The 17,293-nt window shown below is 43.3% G+C and carries 6 protein-coding genes; all 6 read right to left on the bottom strand.

The genetic code is table 11. The features are described 5' to 3' along the window. Positions 1-4,811, bottom strand: a 4,811-nt coding sequence (locus I2E70_RS04145; RefSeq protein WP_195423568.1) for an accessory Sec-dependent serine-rich glycoprotein adhesin, incomplete at its 3' end; no start/stop codon positions are given. Between the two features lie 181 nt (positions 4,812-4,992). Beyond that, positions 4,993-11,202: an accessory Sec-dependent serine-rich glycoprotein adhesin gene (locus I2E70_RS04150; protein ID WP_195423570.1), complete on the bottom strand. Its 6,210-nt coding sequence runs from the start codon at positions 11,200-11,202 to the stop codon at positions 4,993-4,995. Between the two features lie 237 nt (positions 11,203-11,439). Further along, positions 11,440-12,897, bottom strand: coding sequence for a glutamate--tRNA ligase (gene gltX, locus I2E70_RS04155; RefSeq protein WP_195423572.1), 1,458 nt, complete (start codon positions 12,895-12,897; stop codon positions 11,440-11,442). Positions 12,898-13,281: 384 nt separating this feature from the next. After that, complete coding sequence (locus tag I2E70_RS04160; protein ID WP_049482651.1) at positions 13,282-14,064, bottom strand: alpha/beta hydrolase; 783 nt, start codon at positions 14,062-14,064, stop codon at positions 13,282-13,284. A 70-nt stretch (positions 14,065-14,134) separates the two neighbouring features. Further along, a complete protein-coding gene (locus I2E70_RS04165; protein ID WP_049482650.1) occupies positions 14,135-15,796 on the bottom strand; it encodes a ribonuclease J in 1,662 nt (553 codons plus the stop codon). 203 nt (positions 15,797-15,999) lie between these two features. Beyond that, complete coding sequence (locus tag I2E70_RS04170; RefSeq protein ID WP_049482648.1) at positions 16,000-16,542, bottom strand: hypothetical protein; 543 nt, start codon at positions 16,540-16,542, stop codon at positions 16,000-16,002. Between the last annotated feature and the right edge of the window lie 751 nt (positions 16,543-17,293).

Consider the following 17,293-nt stretch of genomic DNA (forward strand, 5'->3'; position numbering starts at 1 on the left):
GACTCAGATACAGAAACTGATTCTGACGCTGAAACTGACTCGGATGTCGATACCGACTCAGACGTTGATGCTGACTCGGATGCTGAAACTGATTCAGAGGTTGAAACTGATTCTGAAGCAGAGGCTGATTCGGACGTTGAGACTGACTCGGATGTCGACACCGATTCAGAAGTTGACACTGATTCAGAAGTTGACGCTGACAATGATTCAGAGGTCGAGATTGATTCAGACGTAGATACTGACTCAGAGGTAGAAATTGATTCAGACGCTGATACTGACTCAGACGTTGATACTGATTCAGATACAGAAACTGACTCGGATGTCGAGACTGATTCGGACACTGAGGCTGATTCAGAAGCAGAGGCTGATTCGGACGTTGATACCGACTCAGATTCTGAAACTGACTCTGACGTTGAGACTGATTCTGATGTTGAAACTGACTCAGACGCCGATACTGATTCAGATGTTGAAACTGACTCTGAGGCTGACAATGATTCGGATGTTGAAACTGACTCTGAGGCTGACAATGATTCGGATGTTGATTCAGACTCGGATGTCGAAACTGATTCTGAAGTTGAAACCGACTCAGACGTCGATGCCGACTCAGACGTCGATGCCGACTCGGATGCCGAGACCGATTCAGAGGTTGATGCTGATTCAGAAGTAGACACTGATTCAGATACAGAAACCGATTCAGATACAGAAACCGATTCGAACGTAGACACTGATTCAGACGTTGACACTGATTCAGACGTTGACACTGATTCAGATGTTGACACTGATTCAGAAGCTGACGCTGATTCAGAAGCTGACGCTGATTCAGAAGCTGAGACTGACTCCGATGTTGATGCCGATTCTGATGTCGATGCCGATTCTGATGTTGAGACTGATTCTGACGTTGACGCTGACTCAGAGGTTGAGACCGATTCAGACGTTGACGCTGACTCAGATGCTGAGACTGATTCTGAGGTAGATACTGATTCGGATGTTGACACTGATTCAGAGGCTGAAACTGACTCGGATGTCGATGCTGACTCAGATGTTGACGCTGACTCAGATGCTGATACTGATTCTGAAGTCGATACTGATTCTGAGGTAGAAACCGATTCAGATGTTGACACTGATTCTGAGGTTGAAACCGACTCGGACGTAGACACTGATTCAGACGCTGATGCCGATTCTGAGGCTGAGACTGATTCTGACGTTGACACTGATTCAGATGTTGACACTGATTCAGACGCTGACGCTGATTCTGACGCTGAGACTGACTCCGATGTTGATGCCGATTCTGATGTCGATGCCGATTCAGAGGTTGAGACTGATTCTGAGGTTGAAACCGACTCGGACGTAGACACTGATTCAGACGCTGATGCCGATTCTGAGGCTGAGACTGATTCTGACGTTGACACTGATTCAGATGTTGACACTGATTCAGAAGCTGACGCTGATTCAGACGCTGAGACTGACTCCGATGTTGATGCCGATTCTGATGTCGATGCCGATTCAGAGGTTGAGACTGATTCTGACGTTGACGCTGACTCAGAGGTTGAGACCGATTCAGACGCTGACGCTGACTCAGACGAAGAAACTGATTCGAACGTTGAAACTGACTCTGACGTTGACAATGATTCTGACGCTGATACCGACTCAGACGCTGACACTGATTCTGACGTTGAAACTGATTCTGAGGCTGACAATGACTCTGAAGTCGATACTGACTCTGAGACTGAAACCGATTCGGATGTTGAAACTGACTCTGATGCAGATGCTGATTCGGACGCTGAAACTGACTCAGACGTTGACACTGATTCTGACGTTGAAACCGACACCGAAGTTGAGGCTGATTGACTCTCTAATACGGAAGTGCTCAACGATGCTGATTTTCTAGCGGACTCACTCAAGGATACTGATGCAGACTCAGACTGCGATTGACTCACTGATTTTGAAGCCGACTCACGAGTAGATTGACTTAGTGACTCCGATACTGACTGTGAAACCCATGCTGAAGCAGACTGACTCACTGAAACAAAGGCGCTCATTGAAGCGGATGTCGAGCTTGAGATAGACTGGCTAACCACTTTGGATGCACTCGCTGATACCGAAGCAGACTGCAAGGCACTGACACTTGCAGAAACGGATTCCGAAACCTTCACAGATTCAGATTTTCTTGCCGATACAGATTGACTCGTTGAAGCGGATTGAGATTGAGAAATCTCCTTGCTCAATGATTGACTGCGAGATAGACTTGCTTGAGCGGATACACTTGCCGATGCTGATCGGCTTAGTGAAGCCGACAAACTTTGCGAACGAACCGAGCTCAGTGATTTGCTCAATGAAACACTCTGCTGTGTCGATACGCTCTGAGATTGTTTCTCACTTAAAGACTGACTAATCGATTGTGAATTCTTCGTAGATGCACTCTGACTGTTTGAGACAGACTGACTATGATCGCTATCTGACAATTTCACAGCTACGACATTGGTCGTACTATCTTTATAAGTAATGGTGACTGTACCATCACTATTAACCGTATAGGCCTTAATGCGGTTAGCCACCTCTGGATTAACAGCCGACACAGCTGCAATCACCTTGCTCTTATCTGCATCCGTCAATGCAGTTAGGCTCGTCACCTGAATAGTGCTTGTTGGAGCAACACCTGGTGTACGATCAGCGAGACGTCCTTGTGTAATCCGAATCTCACCCAAACCATTTGGACGGTTCATATTTGACGCATTGTCAATAGCAGCAACATTACGTTGCCATGTGTTTCGGAAAGAATGATAAAGGTCCTCCTTCAAATGAATGGTCGTTGTGATGGTTGCAGGGTTCGCACTGGTAGCCGTAATATCGCCCATGATCGGAGCAATATTACCAGTTCCGTACTGGCTACTACCAAAGAAATTCCCGTTCAAAGCATTGTCGTTCAGATCCGCCCGTGCAACGACTTTCATTTCTTTAAGCTTGCCACTGTCATCAGTAGCTGTAAAGGTCACAACCGCATCATCACCAGCGTAAATAATATAATTCTTCCCACCACCTTCAAGAGGGGTTGATTTCGGTTCCACACCATTGACGGTCAACTTAGCCGTCACTTCAGGACGTGTGGCATCTGTTACAGCAACCATGTTACTGGCATCGGAATAAACTGCATGGTCACCATACAGAATACGAGACTTAGCTGTTACTCCACCCGTTTGCAAGGGAGCATTCGGTGTTACGATCGCTTGTCCAGAAGCATCTGCCACAGCTATTCCCACTTCGTCGTCATTATTGTATAGAACGACTGTAGAACCTGGCTCAGCTCCCGTCACCGTTACAGGCGTCTGTGTGTAAGCCTTATCCAATAATCTCGTTTCAACAGTTGGTGCTGCAAGTCGCTTCACTGGAGCCGTCACATCATTTGTAGTGTTATCTTTATAGGTAATGGTCACCACACCAGATGATGAAACGGAATAAGATTTAAAGTCCTTTGAAGTGGCAATATTGGGGTTAGCAGTCTTAAACGCTTCCCAAATCTTCTCTTTTTCAGCCTGGGCCAAGTTAGTAGTATCATTGACAAAAGTCGCTGTCGTCACAGCCGTAATCGGATTACGAATGCCATCATTTTGTGGCAAAACCTGAATACGAAGCGTACGTGTCACTGACTGCTTAGCCGTATTCGTCACTACAAAAGAAACATTATAAATTTTTCCAGGTGTTACGACCTCTGTCTGCCCAACAGTCCCCACGATATTAAAGACAGCTGCACTATTTTTCAAGGCCGATGTTTGCGGAACATAAATGCCATTCACACGATCGCTACCAGAAGCGTAGCCAATGCTCTTAATATTATTTCGTGTAGGATTGGTTTCAACAACCTTATAAACCTGATTGATGTAATCAGAGTTATACACAGAAATCAAGGCATTGTTGGCAGGACCTAAACTATATTGAGGTGCACGGAGACTATTATCAGTATCTATACGATTCCCGTTACGCGGATCCCGTTGGCCAGATGTCGCACGAAGCACAGCATTGACCAAGCGATTGCGAGCACTCTTAGCTTGGCTTTCCACTGCATCAATTTGGATTGCCGGATTGGACAAGCCAGTACGAATAGCTTCTAAAGCCAGATCTCCACTTTCAATAGCAGATTCTGTCCCAGGAATTTCCAGAGCCTGTGCCCGATAGGTGTATAAATCCAAGGCCAAGACCTGCAGACGCTTCACATGGTCTTCCGAGCGAGTGGTCTGAGCCGCTGCTTCTTTCTCACTCGTTTCAGGAGTAGCCCTGTGAATTGAATCGTCCTCAGAGGCACTGCTACTAGCAATTTCTGAAGTGGACGGACTCGTTGAACCACTAACAACATGTGATTCGCTCAAAGAAACCGACTGAGACAAAGAAAGGCTGTCACTAGCCGACTCTGAAAATGAGACAGATTCACTTATAGATTGACTGGCTGACACAGAGTCTGTGGTAGACGTCGTTCCCAAGACAAAGCTATCTTGTCCAACCACACCGGTCGATGGGCTGATTTCAGACCCAACAGTCGCATTCATTTCATTTTCCTCGGCAAATACTGGATTGGCAACCGTTGTCGCCCCAGCCAGAGCCCCTAGCACAACCATCCCTTTGACCAGATCCGCAGGCATAGAGTGTGATGATGCTTCGTATTGAACCACGATGTTTTCATCCACACCACCTCGCATGACACGAAATAGGCCTAACCGCGAGACAGATGCCCGTACCCAATTCTTTCCTGATTTGATTAATTTATAACGTGTGATTCGCTCCGTTTCGCGAAAATCACCCTTCGAACGTTTAAAAAACATGTCCGCTCCTTAAAAATAAGATATCGAGTTATTATACACTAATTTTCCCCAAAAGTAACTAATTAAGACTAGTTTTTAACATAAAAAACAGCACACAAAAAGAGAACCCGGAGGTTCTCTTTTTGGATCCTTTTTCATTTCCCACATACCTGAAATGACCGAATCAAATTAGGATAGAAGATTATTTTTCATCTTCTTTTTTGCGGCTTCCAAGTGCTGCAACCCCTGCAACCCCTGCAACTGCTCCAAGAAGAGCTGAAGCTACAGATCCTGTTTCACCAGTATTTGGAAGTTGTTCAAGAGCTGGAGCTGGTTTAGCTGGTTGCTCAGGAACTGGGTTCACTGGTGTATTAGGTGTTGGATCTACCGGTGTGTTTGGTGTTGGATCCATTGGTTTATTAGGTGTTGGATCTACCGGAGTATTTGGTGTTGGAGTTGGTGGCACTGGAGTGTTTGGTGTTGGAACGTTTGGAGTCTTCACAAGTTTGTAAACATAAGTAACGTTCTTATCACCTTCGATAACTTTACCAGTTGTTGGGTCAGTTGTTGTCAAGTGACCTTCACCGTCAACGTTACCTACTGGGTAGTTACCTTGTGGTACCAATTCATAGACTTTACCATCTGCAGTTGTGATTGTCTTAGGACGGTTATCCACAACTGTATCGTAGTCTTTACCTACTGGTTGGTCTTTTTCATCCACTACTGAAGTCTTGATCGTGTTACCATTTTCATCTACATAGTGAACGTATACATTACCCTTAGGTTGTACAGGTTCTTCGACAAGTTTGTAGATGTAAGTAACGTCTTTACGTCCTTCAACCACTTTACCAGTTGTTGGGTCTGTTGATTCAAGGTGACCTTGAGTATCTACTTTACCAACTGTGTAGTTTCCGACTGGTACGATTTCGTAAGTTTTACCTTCGAATCTAATGTATTGTGGACGGTTGTCTTCAACAGTGTTGTAGTCTTTACCTACTGGTTGGTCTAACTCATCTGTTACTGATTCTTTAATGGTGTTACCTTCAGTATCTTTGTAGTGTACGTATACGCTACCCTTAGGTTGAGTTGGTTCTTCCTTCACTTCTTTGTAAACGTAAGTGATGATTGAACGTGGTTTATCAACTTTACCTTTAATTGGATCAGATGATTCTAAGTGTCCATCGCCATCAACTTTACCTACTGGGTAGTCACCTTTCGGTACGATCTTGTAAGTCTTACCGTCTGGAGTCTTGATAGTATTAGGTTTTTCACCTTCCTCAGTTGTGTTATATGGTGTGTCATATGGTGAGTTTGGTGTGTCTTGACGAGGTTTTTGAATTTCTTTACCATTTTCGTCTACGTAAGTGATGATGACGTCACCTTCTTTAGGTTTCGTTGGATCTTCTTTCAATTGGTAGACATATGTTACGTTCGTATCTTCTTCAGCAACTTTACCAGTTGTAGCATCATCACCTGTCCAGTGACCTTGATCGTCGACTTTACCTACTGGGTAGTTACCAGCTGGTACCAATTCGTATGTCTTACCTTGGAACTCGATCGTGCTTGGACGGTTGTCTACTACTGTATCGTAGTCCTTATCAACTGGTTGATCTTTTTCGTCAGTTACTGATTCTTTGATCTTGTTACCATTGACGTCAACATAGTGAACGTATACGTTACCCTTCACTTCTTTATAAACGTAAGTGATAGTTGATTTAGGTTTATCAACTTTACCTTTAATTGGATCAGATGATTCAAGGTGTCCGTCACCGTCAACTTTACCTACTGGGTAATCACCTTTTGGTACGATCTTGTATGTCTTACCATCTGGAGTCTTGATTGTGTTAGGTTTTTCACCTTCCTCAGTTGTGTTATATGGAGTATCATATGGTGAGTTTGGTGTATCTTGACGAGGATCTTTAATCACTTTACCTTTTGTATCTACATAAGTGATGATTACTTCACCTTGTTTAGGTGTTTCACTTTCAGAATTTGATGAAGAATTAGATGCTGATTGTGATACAGATGTAGAAAGCGATGTTGAAGCCGATGTGCTCAATGATGCTGATTGGCTTGCAGATACTGATGCTGATGCTGATGCCGATGTGCTCAATGATGCTGATTGGCTAGCAGATACTGATGCTGATTCAGAAGCTGATGTGCTCAATGACGCTGATTGACTAGCAGATACTGATGCTGATGCTGAAGCCGATGTGCTCAATGATGCTGATTGGCTTGCTGATACTGATGCTGACTCAGATGCTGATGCGCTCAATGACGCTGATTGGCTTGCTGAAGTAGATGCTGATGCTGAAGCCGATGTGCTCAATGATGCTGATTGGCTTGCTGATACTGATGCTGACTCAGATGCTGATGCGCTCAATGACGCTGATTGGCTTGCTGAAGTAGATGCTGATGCTGAAGCCGATGTGCTCAATGATGCTGATTGGCTTGCTGATACTGATGCTGACTCAGATGCTGATGCGCTCAATGACGCTGATGCTGACTCAGATGCTGAAACAGATTCAGACGTTGATGTTGAAGCTGATACTGATGTTGACTCAGACGCTGATGTTGATTCAGAAACTGATTGGCTTGTTGAAGCTGATTGTGATTCTGAAATAGATTGCGATGCTGATTCAGATGCAGAAGCTGATTCGCTCAATGATGCTGATTGGCTCGCAGATACTGATGCTGATTCAGAAGCTGATTCGCTCAATGACGCTGATTGGCTCGCAGATACTGATGCTGATTCAGACGCTGATGTGCTCAATGATGCTGATTGGCTCGCAGATACTGATGCTGATTCTGATGCCGATGTGCTCAATGATGCTGATTGACTTGCTGATACAGAAGCTGATGCTGAAGCCGATGTGCTCAATGATGCTGATTGACTTGCTGATACGCTTGCTGATGCTGAAGCCGATGCGCTCAATGATGCTGATTGACTTGCTGATACGCTTGCCGATGCTGAAGCCGATGTGCTCAATGACGCTGATTGACTAGCTGATACAGAAGCTGATTCTTGCGCTGACGTACTCAATGACGATGATTGACTCGCAGACACACTTGCTGATTCAACAGCTGATTGGCTCAATGATGTAGAAGCTGATTCAGACAATGATGTAGAAGCTTGTTCTGATACAGACCGTGAGTTAGATACAACTTCTGATTCTGATTGTGAAGCTGATGTTGTATCAGATGCTGAATTTGAACCTGAATCTGATTGTGATTCCACTTTCAACTTATAGATATAAGTAACATTCTTCTCACCTGAAGCCACTTTACCAGTCGTATCATCATCACCTGTCCAGTGACCTTGGCTGTCAACTTGACCTACTGGGTAATTACCAGCTTCTACAAGTTCGTAAGTTTTACCTTCAAATTTAATTTCTTTAGGACGATTATCTACTACAGTATCATAATCCTTCTCAAGTGGTTGATCTTGCTCATCAATAACAGATCCCATGATCGTATTTCCGTTAATATCTTTATAATGAACGAAGACACTTCCAACTTCCTCATAAACGTAAGTAATGGTTGATTTTGGTTTGTCAACTTTACCAGTAATAGGGTCTGAAGACTTCAAATGACCATTTTCATCAACATCTCCTACTGGGTAATCACCTTTAGGAACAATTTTATATGTCTTACCATCAGTGGTCTTGATGATATTTGGTTTTTCACCTTTTTCAGTTGTATCATATGGTGTATCATATGGTGATTTAGGTGTATCTTGACGAGATTTTTGGATTTCGTTACCTTTCGTATCTACATAAGTGATAACAACTTCACCTTCTTTTGGTGTTTCTTTCACTTTATAGATATACGTTATATTCTTATCTTCTTTAGCTACTGTTCCAATAATATCATCTGTACCTGTAACTGTAGAAAGATCAGATTTAACTAGATTACTTTCATCACCAACCTTACCAACAGTATAATCTCCTGCTTGAACACGTTCATAGGTCTTACCATTGTACTCAATTGTGTCTGGGCGATTATCTACTACTGTGTCATATGCTTTGTTGATAGGTTGTTTATCTTCATCTGTTACTGAAGGTTTGATTTCGTTACCTTCAGTATCTCTATAGTGAACGTAAACACTTCCTTTTTCGTCTGACTTAACAAAGTAATAATTTACATCAGTCGATGGTTTAACTGCAGATGGAACCGAGTAGTTATTTGAGAATGAAGCGAAACCTTCAAGATTTGTATAGGTAATGCTACCGTCTGGTTGTGTTACTTTAGATTTCGCAACGACATCGGCATTACGTCCAGCAATCAAGTTCCATTTATTATTTCCTTTACCAGCTGGTGATAATGATACATCTGGTGCAGACGTAAATGGTTTTGGATATCCTTCAGTCACTTTGGTTTCATCGTGCGTAAGGTTAACTTTTTCTGTAGTAGACTGCCAACCAGTAATTACAAGTGAATTGCTTCCTGCAGTTTCAACAACATCAATATAATAGTCACCATTTTTGCTGTTTACACGAGTAGTTTTTGATCCCGTTGAGTTCCATGTATCACCAGCTTTATTTACAGATGATGTGTAAATAAGTGTGTATTTAGATACATCTTCTGTACCAACATCACTTGCACTGAAGTTGCTTACTTGTGATGGATCAAGAGCATATAATTTCGTTACTGTTGAACCATTGGTATCTACAACTTCTGAAATACGTTTCACGTAGTAGTGGTTTGCTCCACCTTGAAGTTCAACCAATTTTTGACCAACAACTCCCTTACCAAGGATACCTGATGTTTTTTGAGTTGTGTCTGTTGTTGCTGGAACTTGTTCATACCCCTCAATATTACGGTTTCCTGAAGCTGTGAATTGTTGACCTGCAAGACCTGTTTGCGTATAGCTTGCAAGGACTGTTTCATTTCCAGTTGGTGTATAAGTTTGTCCTTTTGTGTACTTGCTGCTATCAACAACTTTATAGTAAGTAGTTTGATCAGCTTTCGCATAAGGAACAGAAGTTTGAACGTTTGGTTTATCTTCATTTTCGTTACCTGGGTAGTTGGTATCACGAATTTGAAGTGTTTCATACTCAAGGTTATCGTTTACTAATGAGAAGGTTACGTTACCTGGATCAGTTCCGTTAGCACCTGTATAAGTCAAAGTATTTGTTACATCAGAGTTATTGTTTGTGATGTAGTTTGGAAGAGAGATATTGCTTTCACCAGCATGAATAGTACGTGTGTAAGCTTCTGAACCATCCGATTTCTTCACAATACGTAAGTAAACATCTGGGTTAGCTGAAAGGCTACCAGTGATGGCAGAACGGTCTACTGAAAGAGTAGCATAGTAATCAAAGTTGGTTTTAGCACCAGTAGTATGGTTTGTTTTAAGGAATTGCCATACACCAAAAGTGAAGCGATCAGCGTTTGGATCCAAAGCATAACCAGCTTCATTGAAGGCTGCATCTTCAATCGTTGCACCATTTGCATTTGAGATAACCGGCTTAGTAGCTACACTACCAGAAGTAGATGTTGAGATTGGTGCCAATTGTGCTGAAATTGCTGGAGCACCGTTTACTGTTGTATTTCCAGTAAATCCTGCTGCAGTCAAGGTTGCCATCATGTCATCTACTGACTTGCTCAAACGTTCGCGTTGGTCTGCGTATGATTGAGCTGAAGCATTAGCATTGATCAAGCTGTTGCTTGCTGTCAATTCTGTTTGAACTTTAGCGATGGCAGCATCAAGTGCTGCTTTCTTTTCTGGAGCTGAAACAGTTGCTGAGTAGTCTCCTGCAATCTTGTTCAACAATGCTGCTTCTGAAGTGTTTTGTTCCAAAACAACTTTATCTTCAGCTTTCGCTACTGTTGTAGTGCTTTCTACACTTGCTTCAGAGCCAGCTGCTACAGTTGATTCGCTTGAAGCTGCTGAAAGTTCTGCTGAACCTTGTTCGCTCAATGAAGCTGAGTGAGATACAGATACGCTTGTAGAGGTTGAAGCACTTGCAGATGCAGAAGCGCTAGCTGATTCTGTTGTTGACTCAGTTGTTGATTCTGTAGTTGATTCAGATTGAGATTCAGTTGTTGAAGTTGTACCAAGTACAGTACTTCCTTGCTCTACAAGAGCTTCACTTGAAAGCTCAGATGCAGTCGCAACGTCTGATCCTGTTTCATCTGCTTTTGCAGTATTTGCTACTGTAGCTGCACCAAGAACAGCACCAGCTGCTACGATCCCTTTGAGCAAGCCACGGCTTGTCATTTCTTTCACTGATACTGCGTCTTCACGCACTTCAGCTACAACAGTCTCTTCGACTTGACCACGAATGACTTTCAAAAGACCAAAGTTAGAAGTCGCAGCACGCAACCAGTTTTTACCTGATTTGATCAATTTGAAACGGGTCACACGATCCGTTTCACGGAATTCACCGTTCGAACGTTTAAAAAACATTTCTGTCTCCTTATTACATTTTTTATTTCCCTAACATTATAGACTAATCTGTCGATTTTTGGAAGCAATTATCCTTAATTATTGCTATTTTTTTATAATTTTTGTTTTAGATAGTGATAAAATCGTTTTCAGTAGGATCAATTTGTCAAACCGGGGCAATTTTTTGAAAAAATCCTATAATACTTTTACTTTAGAGGTAAAACAAAAAGCCCCATTTAATAGGGACTTTTCTGATAATTATCTGATTTTTTCCAACATGTTTTCAATGTGTTGGATGGATTTTTTGCGTCCAAGCAAGTAGATGGTATCTGGCAATTCAGGACCATGCATTTCACCTGAAACGGCGATACGGATTGGCATAAAGAGATTCTTTCCTTTGATCCCAGTTTCTTTTTGAACTGCTTTGATTTGTGGGAAGATATTTTCAGCCACAAACTCATCGTCTGACATGGCTTCCAATTTCGCTTTGAAGGCTTCAAGTACAGTTGGCACGGTTTCACCAGCCATGACTTCTCGCTCAGCTTCTGTCAATTCTGGGAAGTCTGAGAAGAAGAGGTCTGTCAATGGTACGATTTCGTCCACCGACTTCATTTGTGGTTTGTAGAGTTCCACTAATTTTTCAGCCTTGTCTGTCAAACGTCCTGCCTCTTCGAGGAATGGTTTGGCCATTTCAAAGATAGTCGCAAGATCCGCATTCTTGATGTACTCATTGCTCATCCAGTCCATTTTCTTTTGGTCGAAAGCAGCTGGAGACTTGCTGAGACGGTTTTCATCAAAGAGCTTGATAAGCTCTTCGCGAGAGAAGATCTCGTCTTCCCCACCAGGGTTCCAACCAAGAAGAGCGATAAAGTTAAAGACTGCTTCTGGAAGGTAACCCTTCTTACGATAGTCTTCGATGAACTGAAGGGTGTTGGTGTCACGTTTAGACAACTTCTTACCTGTTTCAGAATTGATGATAAGGGTCATGTGACCGAACTCAGGTGCTTCCCAACCAAGAGCTTCATAAACCATGAGCTGTTTTGGTGTGTTAGCAATGTGGTCATCTCCACGGATAACATGAGAGATTTGCATATCGTGGTCATCGATGACAACGGCAAAGTTGTAAGTTGGGTAGCCATCTTTCTTCTGGATGACCCAATCCCCACCGATATTGCCACCTTCAAACTCGATATCGCCTTTGACCATATCGTGCCATTTGTAGATACCAGACTCATTCACTGCCAAACGAACCGTTGGAATCACACCCGCTGCTTCACGTTCTGCGATATAAGCAGCTTTTTCTTCTTCGCTCATGCCAAGGTATTCGTTGATATAGCGAGGTGTTTCACCTGCAGCTTCTTGGCGTTCACGTTCTGCTGCCAACTCTTCTTCTGTCACATAAGACTTGTAGGCTTTTCCTTCCGCCAAGAGTTGGTCAATGTATGTTTGATAGAGTTCCAAACGTTCAGACTGGCGGTAGTTTTCGTGCGTCTCAGGGCTTTCATCCCAGTCCATGCCCAACCAACGAAGGTTTTCAAGCTGTGAACGTTCTCCGTCTTCGACATGACGCTTGCGGTCCGTATCTTCGATACGGATGATAAAGGTTCCACCATGGTGGCGTGCATACAAGTAGTTAAACAATGCTGTACGAGCATTTCCGATGTGTAGTAGTCCAGTTGGACTTGGTGCATAACGCACACGAATATCTTTTGCCATATTTCTCTCCTCTTATCTTGTTCGCTATTTCTAGCTCATTTTTCAATCGTTCCTATTATACCATAAAGAAAGCAGGACTGAAATGAATAAGTGGCCTTTCTAGCTTTTCTTCCTATATATATAAAAAAGCCAGAACAAATGCTCTGACTGATATCCAATCTATTTGTATCTTATTAAACGAACACGGGCTGCGGATTGTGTCAAAAACGCAAGCTGAATAGCAATTAATTCAAGACACAGTAGCTGATTGGATTCTTCTGTCGCTTTCTAAGCTCAGAAGAATACCTAATCAGCCTTGTGGGGGTAGGACGACGAAGCGTTTATAAATGATATCGCTTCTGTCCTACTCCCTATTTTGACTGTATCCGCTACGCCTTTTGTATCTTAACTTAGTCTTTCTTCTAATTCAAAGTCGATTGGTAGGGTTTGTAAAAAGTGCTCCAACTCACGTTCCCAGTAGAACCATTCGTGCTTACCTGGGCTGTGGGTATAGGTGACATCCAAGCCTAACTTTTCTAATTCCTTGACTTCAAAATTATTGGCCTCATAAAGGAAATCCTGCTCTCCACACCAGATCCAGAGTTTGGTCTTCTTATCTGAAAACTTCTTGGCAGCGGTCTCTAGCGAGTAGGGACTGGTCGTCCAATCCTCAATCTCTCCAAAAATTCCCTTCCAAAAAGCTGGTTGTTCCAAGTCATTGTTTTCAAAGTCTCTATCATGGAAACTTAAAGCACCAGAAAAACTAGCTGCATGAGAGAAACGATTGGTCTTGAGAGCCAAGAGCATCGATCCATAGCCGCCCATGGATAGACCCGCAATAAAGGTTTTCTCCCGTTTCTTGGTCATATTCGGGAAGAAGCGAGAAAGGGTCTCTGGCAATTCTTTCGCAATGGCCGTGTAGTAGTTGTAGCCATACTGGGTATCGGTGTAAAAGCCATTATTGGTATTGGGTAGGACCACGATCAAATTGGTATTGCGCAGGATGCGCTCCACATTGGTCCGCTTCAACCAGGAGTGGTGATTGCCATTCATCCCGTGTAAGAGATAGAGAACAGGAATATCCGTATCCGCTGGATCTTCCACGCGCGATGCATCGGGATAAAGGACGGACACCCCCCACTCCATCTTCAAAGCTTCTGAATAATACTCAATCTGCATAACTGCCATTTGCTTTCCTCTTTCTACTGTTAAAAACACTCGGCAAGCCTTCGCCCGCCAAGCGTTTCCATTTCTTCTATTATTTTACTTCCATCACGACTGGTAAGATGGCTGGACGACGTTTGGTTTGTTCAAATAAGAACTTAGACAAGTTGTCGCGTACCAAACCTTTTAACTCACCCCAGTCAAAGCTGTCTTGTGCCAAATAATCTTCGACGCTTTGGTTGACCAATTCGCAACTTTCACGAAGAATATCCCGACTCTTCTTAACATAGACAAAACCACGGGTGTGCACGCGCGCTTTGGAAATAATCTTCTTCTCTTTGCGGTTCACCGTGATCGCCACGATAAAGATCCCGTCTTCTGACAAGACTTTGCGGTCACGAAGGACGATATTGCCCACATCCCCAATGGCATTCCCATCAATCATGACATCTCCCGCTGAGACACTACCGGCAGGAACGAAGTCCCCCTTTTCATACTCCATCACCGTTCCGCGTTTTGGAATAAAGATATTTTCAGGCAAGATACCGACTTCCATCGCCACTCGTGCATGGGCATCCAATTCACGGTATTCTCCTTGGATTGGGAAGAGATATTTAGGACGAAGAAGGTTGATCATCAACTGCAAGTCCCGTGCGTTTCCATGACCAGATACGCGCAAGCTTGACGTGATCAATTTGACAACTCCACCTGCTTGATAGACCATGTTTTCTACACGTGCCACCACTGCTTCTTTGGCAATAGACGGCGTTGTGACAATGTAGACCAAGTCCCCATCTTTGATTTCCACATAGCGGTGACGACCAATCGACATCTTACGCAAACCATTGATCGGTTCACCCATCCGGCCTGTTTCCAAAATGATCAATTCATGATCCTCAAAACGGCTCATTTCTTTTGGCTTGATCAAGAGTTTTTCGTTGGCAAGAGATAATTTATTCAAGCGAATAGCTGTGCGGACGATGTTTTCCACATCAAACCCTGTCAAGACCACCCGGCGGCCAGTCCCAGCTGCAGCATCAAAGACCTGCTGGATCCGAGAAAGGTTGCTGGCTACCGCCGCTACGATGACACGACCATCCCAGTCCGCAATGGTATCCAGGATTTCATCGCCCACTTCTTGCTCACTAGCAACTTGCATCTTGCTATCCGCGTTGGCCGAATCACTCAAGAGGGCAAGCACACCCTCACGTCCAATCTCAGCTAGGCGAGCAAAGTCCGTCGCATAAGACTCGCTGGCAGTTTGGTCAAATTTAAAGTCTCCTGTGTAGACAATATTGCCCTCAGGAGTGCCAATCACAATCCCGATACTTTCAGGGATGGAGTGGGTAGTTTGAAAGAAAGAGACGACAGCATCACCAAAATCAATCTCAGAATTCTGATCGATGACATGAAAGTCGTTGAATTTCTTCACACTGTCATTGCTTTTTACAAAGAGTTTAGCTAACTCAATGGTCAACTCGGTCCCGAATACAGGGACTTTCGCTTCCGCCAAAAGATAAGGCAAGGCCCCAATGGCATCCGCATGACCGTGGGTCAAGAAAACACCCGCAATGCGGTCCTTGTTTTCAAATAGATAATCCATGTTGGGGATAACGACATCCACCCCAAGTTGCTCATTTTCTGGATACTTCAAACCTGCATCCAAGACAAAAATCGAATCGTTCACTTCGGCAACGTAGAGATTTTTCCCATTTTCTCGAACACCGCCAAGAGTGACTAATTTAATACTACTCACTGTTGTCTCCTTTAGTGTGATTATTTTAATACTTACGGTCCTTGGTCGCCCAAGTCGAATTACAGCTTTGCAAATACTTGCATATCCACTCTATTATACAATTTTTTTCTCTTTTTTTCAAAAAGCTTTCCACAGCAAAAAAGTCCTCTCATCTGAAGTAGATGAGAGGGCTTCTAGGCGCCTATTTTTAGGGGGAAAAGACCCTAAAGATGGTAATCTCCCCGTTTATTTTCAATGATCCGCATAGCTGCCTTGATCACATGAAACTTGCCTAACAATTCCTCTAGGCGCTTACTATTTCGCTCGCTCAATTGGCCGTTCTTGACCGCTTGGGACAGGCGATAAAAATCATCCAAGTCCTCCCCAATGTTTTCAAACAGCTCTTTGGCTTCCTTGAGTCGGTAGCGATTGACTAGGTGGTTCACATCTTTTTTGAAGGAAGCGACATTGTTTTCGTGAATGTCCGTATAGGCTTCCTCTTCTTCCTTAGATTCTTGGTAATTAACCGCCTTAAAGCAAGTGATAAATTCCCGACTTTTGATATTGCAGACAAAGATGACACCATCACTGGCTACATAGGCTTCTGTATTAGCTGGTTGAACCGCATTACTATCATAAGGAGAGAGGGAGGGGAGGTGTTGGTTGATCCACTTGTTCAGGTGCTGATCATCTACGCCAAAGCGCTCAAAAGCTCTTTGCCGAAAATGATCACGACAACTATATTCTTGCGCATACGACAATCCCATACTCTCACCTCCTCCTGGGTATTTTATAAAAAATGGCCTCCAGTCTTACGGGACTAGAGGCCTGGTCTGCTTCGCTGACTTGGTGCAATTAACCTATTGGCTAACAAAACAATGTTTATGATGTTGATTTCATTTAATAGTATTTGTGTAAAATACCAGAGGTTTTCTTTGCTATCCCAAATCTAAATTTATGAGCTTTCGACTGGACGCATTGAAGTTTGAAAACCTTTATTAAAAGCTTCTACCTACTATTTCCACGTTTTCTTATGTCTCCGGACAAACTAAGCAGGCTTGCCCGACCGTCCAACCGATCCAACACACACGACATAACTGCTCTTTTACGATAAGAGCATGAACAGCTATCAGCAAAACAGGCCTAAAACGAAGTAACCTAAATTTTAACTCGATAAGGCATTGGTATCAATCCCTTCTTCATCTTTCTAACTATATTATACCCACCTACCTGAGTAATTGCAAGCGATTTCAGCTGAAACTAGTTCCTATTTTTATGTGGTTTTATAGATGATTTAAGAAAAAAAAAGCTAGAGAGCAAGGTCTCTAACTTAGCATGCAGACAAGACACAGTAGCTGATTGAACTCTTCTCTCGCTTGATCAGCTCGGAAGAATTCTAATCAGCCTTGTGGGGGTAGGACGACGAAGCGCCATGAACGATATCGCTTCTGTCCTACTCCCATTTTACGGGCTTTGTATCTTATTAAATGAACACGGGCTGCGGATTGTGTCAAAAAG

Source organism: Streptococcus parasanguinis (genome assembly GCF_015556095.1).
Lineage (GTDB): Bacteria > Bacillota > Bacilli > Lactobacillales > Streptococcaceae > Streptococcus > Streptococcus parasanguinis_Q.

What these genes read in the sequence shown, in the direction of transcription:
- I2E70_RS04150 (WP_195423570.1), bottom strand. Translation starts at nt 11,202, where the DNA reads ATGTTTTTTAAACGTTCGAACGGTGAATTCCGTGAAACGGATCGTGTG.
- gltX (WP_195423572.1), bottom strand. Translation starts at nt 12,897, where the DNA reads ATGGCAAAAGATATTCGTGTGCGTTATGCACCAAGTCCAACTGGACTA.
- I2E70_RS04160 (WP_049482651.1), bottom strand. Translation starts at nt 14,064, where the DNA reads ATGGCAGTTATGCAGATTGAGTATTATTCAGAAGCTTTGAAGATGGAG.
- I2E70_RS04170 (WP_049482648.1), bottom strand. Translation starts at nt 16,542, where the DNA reads ATGGGATTGTCGTATGCGCAAGAATATAGTTGTCGTGATCATTTTCGG.